The sequence below is a fragment of the Paraburkholderia sp. SG-MS1 genome (genome assembly GCF_012275575.1).
In the GTDB taxonomy this organism is placed as follows: domain Bacteria; phylum Pseudomonadota; class Gammaproteobacteria; order Burkholderiales; family Burkholderiaceae; genus Paraburkholderia.
The window spans coordinates 1-5,007 of sequence record NZ_NPIH01000226.1; the positions used below are offsets into that span (position 1 = coordinate 1).

The following is a 5,007-nucleotide window of genomic DNA, read 5'->3' on the forward strand; positions in this document are numbered from 1 at the left end:
GCAAGAAACAGCCGATACACCGGGTTTTGCGTCTCTTCCCAGTTCGGATAGCCGAGCGTCGCGAGAAAGCGCTCGAACGCGTCGGTCTCGCTCGCGGGCACCTGGATGCCGACAAGGATCGAACTGTAGTCCGCGCCCTGGTTGCGATAGTGGAACAGGCTGATGTTCCAGTTCGGCGCCATCGACGACAGGAACTTCATCAGCGCGCCCGGCCGCTCGGGAAACTCGAAGCGGAACAGGCGCTCGTCATGCGCGAGTGGCGAGCGCCCGCCGACCATGTAGCGGATGTGCTGCTTCGAGAGTTCGTCGAAGGTCAGGTCCGCGGTCGCAAAGCCGTGCGCTTCGAAGGCGCCCGCGATCTGCGCGGACTCGCTGCGGTTCCTGATCTGCACGCCAACGAAGATATGCGCCGAGTTCGCGTCCGCGATCCGGTAGTTGAACTCGGTGACGCTGCGCGTGCCGACCAGTTCACAGAAACGCCTGAAGCTGCCGCGCTCTTCGGGGATCGTCACCGCGAACACCGCTTCGCGTGCTTCACCGACTTCGGCGCGCTCGGCGACAAAGCGCATGCGATCGAAGTTCATGTTCGCGCCCGACGTGATCGCGATCAGCGTCTGGTTCTCGATGCCTTCGCGCTCGGCATACTGCTTCGCGCCCGCAACGGCTAGCGAGCCAGCCGGTTCGAGCACGCTGCGGGTGTCCTGGAAGACGTCCTTGATTGCCGCGCACAGCGCGTCGGTGTTCACGAGCAGCACGTCGTCGAGATATTCGTTGCACAGGCGGAAGGTTTCTTCACCGACCAGCTTCACCGCCGTGCCGTCCGAGAACAGTCCGACTTCGTTCAGCGTGACGCGCTCTCCTGCTTTGAGCGAGGCGGCCATCGCGCACGAATCATCGGTCTGTACGCCGATCACCTTGATCTCCGGGCGCACCGATTTCACATACGCAGCCACGCCCGCCGCGAGTCCGCCGCCGCCGATCGGCACGAAGATCGCGTGAATCGGCCCCTGATGCTGGCTGAGAATTTCCATCGCGACCGTGCCTTGCCCTGCGATCACGTACGGGTCGTCGAACGGATGCACGAAGCTCAGGCCGCGCTCTTCCTGCAGTTTGACCGCATGGCCATAAGCGTCGCTATACGACTCGCCGAACTGCACCACCTCGACTGTCGGCCCACCATGCGCGCGTACCGCATCGACCTTCACCTGCGGCGTCGTCACCGGCACTACGATGATCGCCTTCACACCCATGCGTGCCGCCGACAACGCGACGCCCTGCGCATGATTACCCGCCGATGCCGTAATCACCCCACGCTCCAGCGCTTCAGCCGGAAGATGCGCCATCTTGTTGTACGCGCCGCGCAGCTTGAACGAGAACACCGGCTGGTTGTCCTCACGCTTCAGATACACCGGATTGCGCAGACGTGCCGACAGATTCGGCGCGCGCTCCAGTTCGGTTTCGCGGGCCACGTCGTAGACGCGCGCGGTCAGGGTCTTCTTGAGATAGTCATGACGAAGCGCGACGCTGCTGGCGGTTTCGGTCGCATGTTCGAGTTCGAGTAACGGCAAGGCAAGCTCCTGTAAAAACGAATCGGCACAGCATTCACCAGGAGGCAGGCAGCAAGCGGATATAAAAAAACCCGCCTCTTGGGGCGGGTTAATGTGTCACTGCTACTGGACGCGCGCTAACCCACCATTCGATGAATGATGCTAATAATCAGCGCAATACGGATGTCGAGGCAGTTCATGTGGTCGATCTTCGTTGAGTTGGCTGGCTTTGTCAACCCTGGCCAGGATGCTGCGCGTTGCGGACTACCCTCGACGAGACGCCGAACGACGTTCGTCATCTCGGGCAAATGCGCATGAATGACGCGCTATTAATACAGACGCGTCAAGTGAGACGAGCGAGCTTCGGCGTGCAGCACAGGAGGATGAGGCTCGCTCGCGGACTCGCGCACTCCGCACACTTCGCAAGCCCACGTCACGTCAGCTCACACGGCAGTCAATCACGCACACCGCTCTGCTTCTTGAAGGCGTCGAGAATATGTCTCTCCAACGCGTTATAGTTGCCGCCGAAATGATGATCGCCCGACGTGCGAATCACCTCTATGCCGGTCTTGTCGAGCGCCGGACACAGCGTGTCTTCCTCGTCCGCACCATAGAAGCACTGCACGATCGCAGGCGGCACTTTCGTCAATTCCGGCCGCACCTTCAAGGCCTTATCGCTCGCAGGCATGCCAAGCCAACCGCCCACCCGGATCTGAAAATCGGCGTCGGGCGCAAAGCCGAGCAACGCGATCAACGACACCTTCGCACGCTGCGCTTGCGGCAAACGGTTGTACGCGAACGGCATCACGTCCGCGCCGAACGAATAGCCGACCAGCGCGATGTGCTGCGCGTTCCAGCGCGCACCGTAGGTCTGCATCACGCGCGCGAGATCGCGGCTCGTCTGCGCGGGCGGCTTCTCGCTCCAGAAATAGCGCAGGCTGTCCCAACCGATTACAGAGACGCCGTCCTTCTGCAAAGCTTGCGCGATGGTCTTGTCGAGATCGCGCCAGCCGCCGTCACCGGATATGACGATCGCCATCAGGCCGTTCGGATGCGCGGCCGGTAATTCGATCAGCGGCAGATCGGAGACGTCGTCATCGCTCGTCGACACTGCCTGCAAATGCGGTGTGAGCAACGCGACAAGACGCGCGCGATCGGCGTTGCCCGTGCTCGCCTTTTCGACGAAGCCCGGCACCTTGTCGCGGATCACCGTCGGGTCCGGTGGGCATGGGTTAAAGCGTGCATCGAGCGTGTGCTCGGTATCCACTGAGACCGCGCCGGCAATCGTATTCGACGGCGCCTGTTCGAGCACGTGCATCGCGAGCGTCGCGCCCTGGCCCGTACCCGCGACGATCGGCGCGAAATAGTGGCTCGACTGCGATTGCCGTTCGAGCTGGTGGCTTAGCGCTTCGGCGTCGCCCACGAGTTGATGGCAGGTTTCCTTCTTCGCGTTCAGGTTCGCCGCGTAACGCGCGGTGTCCACGCCAACGGTCAATGCCCCCGCTTTCGCGAGCGCATCGGCGCTTTGCTGGTCGGCCGCGCTCCAGCCGGCGGCTTGCGAATACAACACCACGAAACCGCGCAACGGACCTTCTGGCTGCGTCACGGTGACGTCGCCGTAACGGCCGCCCGGCACCGTGGTGGTCGCTGCTTGCGCGAGCGCGCCGCAGGTCACGAGGCTCGCCGCGGCGGCGAGCCTGAAAATCGAATGCACAGTCATGAACGCCGGCCTCCTGCCAGCAATGACAGGTCCGCGAGCGTGAAGAACACGCCCACCGAACCCGACGCCGCGAGATAGCGCGGCTCCCAATGCGGCTGGAACTTGCTCTTGAAAGCACGCAGTCCGCGGAAGTTATAGAAGCGGCCGCCGAAGCGCCACACGATGCCGGCCAGCCGATGCCAGCGCGACGCGAGCGGCGTCGGCTGCATGCCGGAGAGCGGCGCGATGCCGAGACTGAGCGAGCGGAACCCCGCCTGCTTCAGATGCAGCGCCAGTTGCGTGAACAGATATTCCATCGCGTACGGCGACGCGCTCTGCACGTGCCGCATCACGCCGACAGTCGCTTCGGTGTTCAGATCGGTGGTCATGAACGTGACGAACGCGACGGGCTCGCCGTTCTGACGCACCAGCATCACCGATTGCGCGGCGAGATACTCATCGTTGAATGCGGCCACCGAGAAGCTTTTCTCGCGCGCGTCGCGGCTGCCGAGCCAACCATCGGAAATCCCGCGCAGCGTTTCGAGCGACGCTGGCACGTTCGGCTGATCGATCACTTCGACGGTGAAGCCGTCGCGCTCGCCACGTTTGAGCGCGTAGCGCAGATGCGCGCGATGCGAGCCCTTCAGATCGAAATCGTCTAGCACGACGTGCGCTTCCTCACCGAGCTTCATCAGCGTGAGGCCAGCGTCGAGATAGAGCGGCAACGCGTTGGCGCGGACCTGATAGAACGCCGCGCGGCCGCCGTGCGCATGCGCGAGCGCGACGAACTTGCTGATCAGGCCGGCCCATTCCTCGCGCGGTCCCACCGGATCATGCAGCGCGGCCCACGTGCGGCCGTATTTCGCGTACATCAGAAACGCCTCGCGCGACTCCGAAAAGAGAAAGCTCTTGTCGCCCATCAGTGCGAGACCGGCGTCGCTGCGTTCCTGCGCGCGCACGATGCGCGCCGCGTCATGCAGATCCTCCGGCGCGGGCTTGACGAAGCGGCCCGGCGCCGGACGCAGCAGTTGCCAGAAACAAAAGGTCGCGGCGAACAGGCTCGCAGCCAGCGTCGCGCGCAGCGCGCGCGGCGCGCGTTCGTCGAAGGCGAATTGCCACCACAGGTCGCGCGTGTACGGCACGTCGCGAAAGGCAAATAGCATCACCCACGTGGCGAGCATGAGCACCATCGCAACTGACACCAGCCAACCCGCCGTGAAGCGCTCGGCGAACAGCGATGAATGACGGTTGAAACGCCGGCGCGTGGACAGCAGCAGCACGATCAGCATGCCGAGCACGCTCGCCTCGACGAAAGCGAGACCCTTGGTCAGCGACAGCGCGAGGCTCAGCACCGCGAGCAGCAGCGTCATCCACCACGCCGCGTCCAGACGGCGCAACAAGCCGCGCGCGACGAACAGCAGCAGCACGCCCAGCACGCTGCACAGCATCTGCGAGCTTTCGAGCACCCACAACGGCACCACGTCGCGCAGGATGTGAATGCGCTGCCAGAATGCGGGCGTCGCGCTGGATATCACCAGCATCCCGCCGACCACGAACGTCACGAGACTCAGAAACAGCGGCGCGAGTTTCGATGCGCGCGCCGCGTCGAGAAACGGCAAGCGCCCTTTCAGCGCGCGGCCTTCGAAGCCGGCGAGTAACGCCGCCGAGGCGATCAACGGGACACCGAAATAAATCGCGCGATAAGCGAGGAGTGCCGCCACCATCTGATGCGTTTGCACGCTGCCGCTCAGCGTGAACACC

General features: G+C 63.7%; 3 protein-coding genes. All 3 read right to left on the minus strand.

Translation table 11 applies throughout. The annotated features are described in order from the left end of the window. Positions 1-1,568: threonine ammonia-lyase, biosynthetic (ilvA, locus tag CIC12_RS20670; RefSeq protein ID WP_168666469.1), on the minus strand; the 1,568-nt coding region annotated here is incomplete at its 3' end. A 433-nt stretch (positions 1,569-2,001) separates the two neighbouring features. After that, on the minus strand, positions 2,002-3,267 hold the full coding sequence (locus CIC12_RS20675; RefSeq protein WP_168666471.1) for a virulence factor family protein: 1,266 nt from the start codon (positions 3,265-3,267) through the stop codon (positions 2,002-2,004). Beyond that, a partial coding sequence (mprF, locus tag CIC12_RS20680) for a bifunctional lysylphosphatidylglycerol flippase/synthetase MprF (RefSeq protein ID WP_168666473.1) occupies positions 3,264-5,007 on the minus strand: 1,744 nt, incomplete at its 5' end. The genes mprF and CIC12_RS20675, both read right to left, overlap by 4 nt.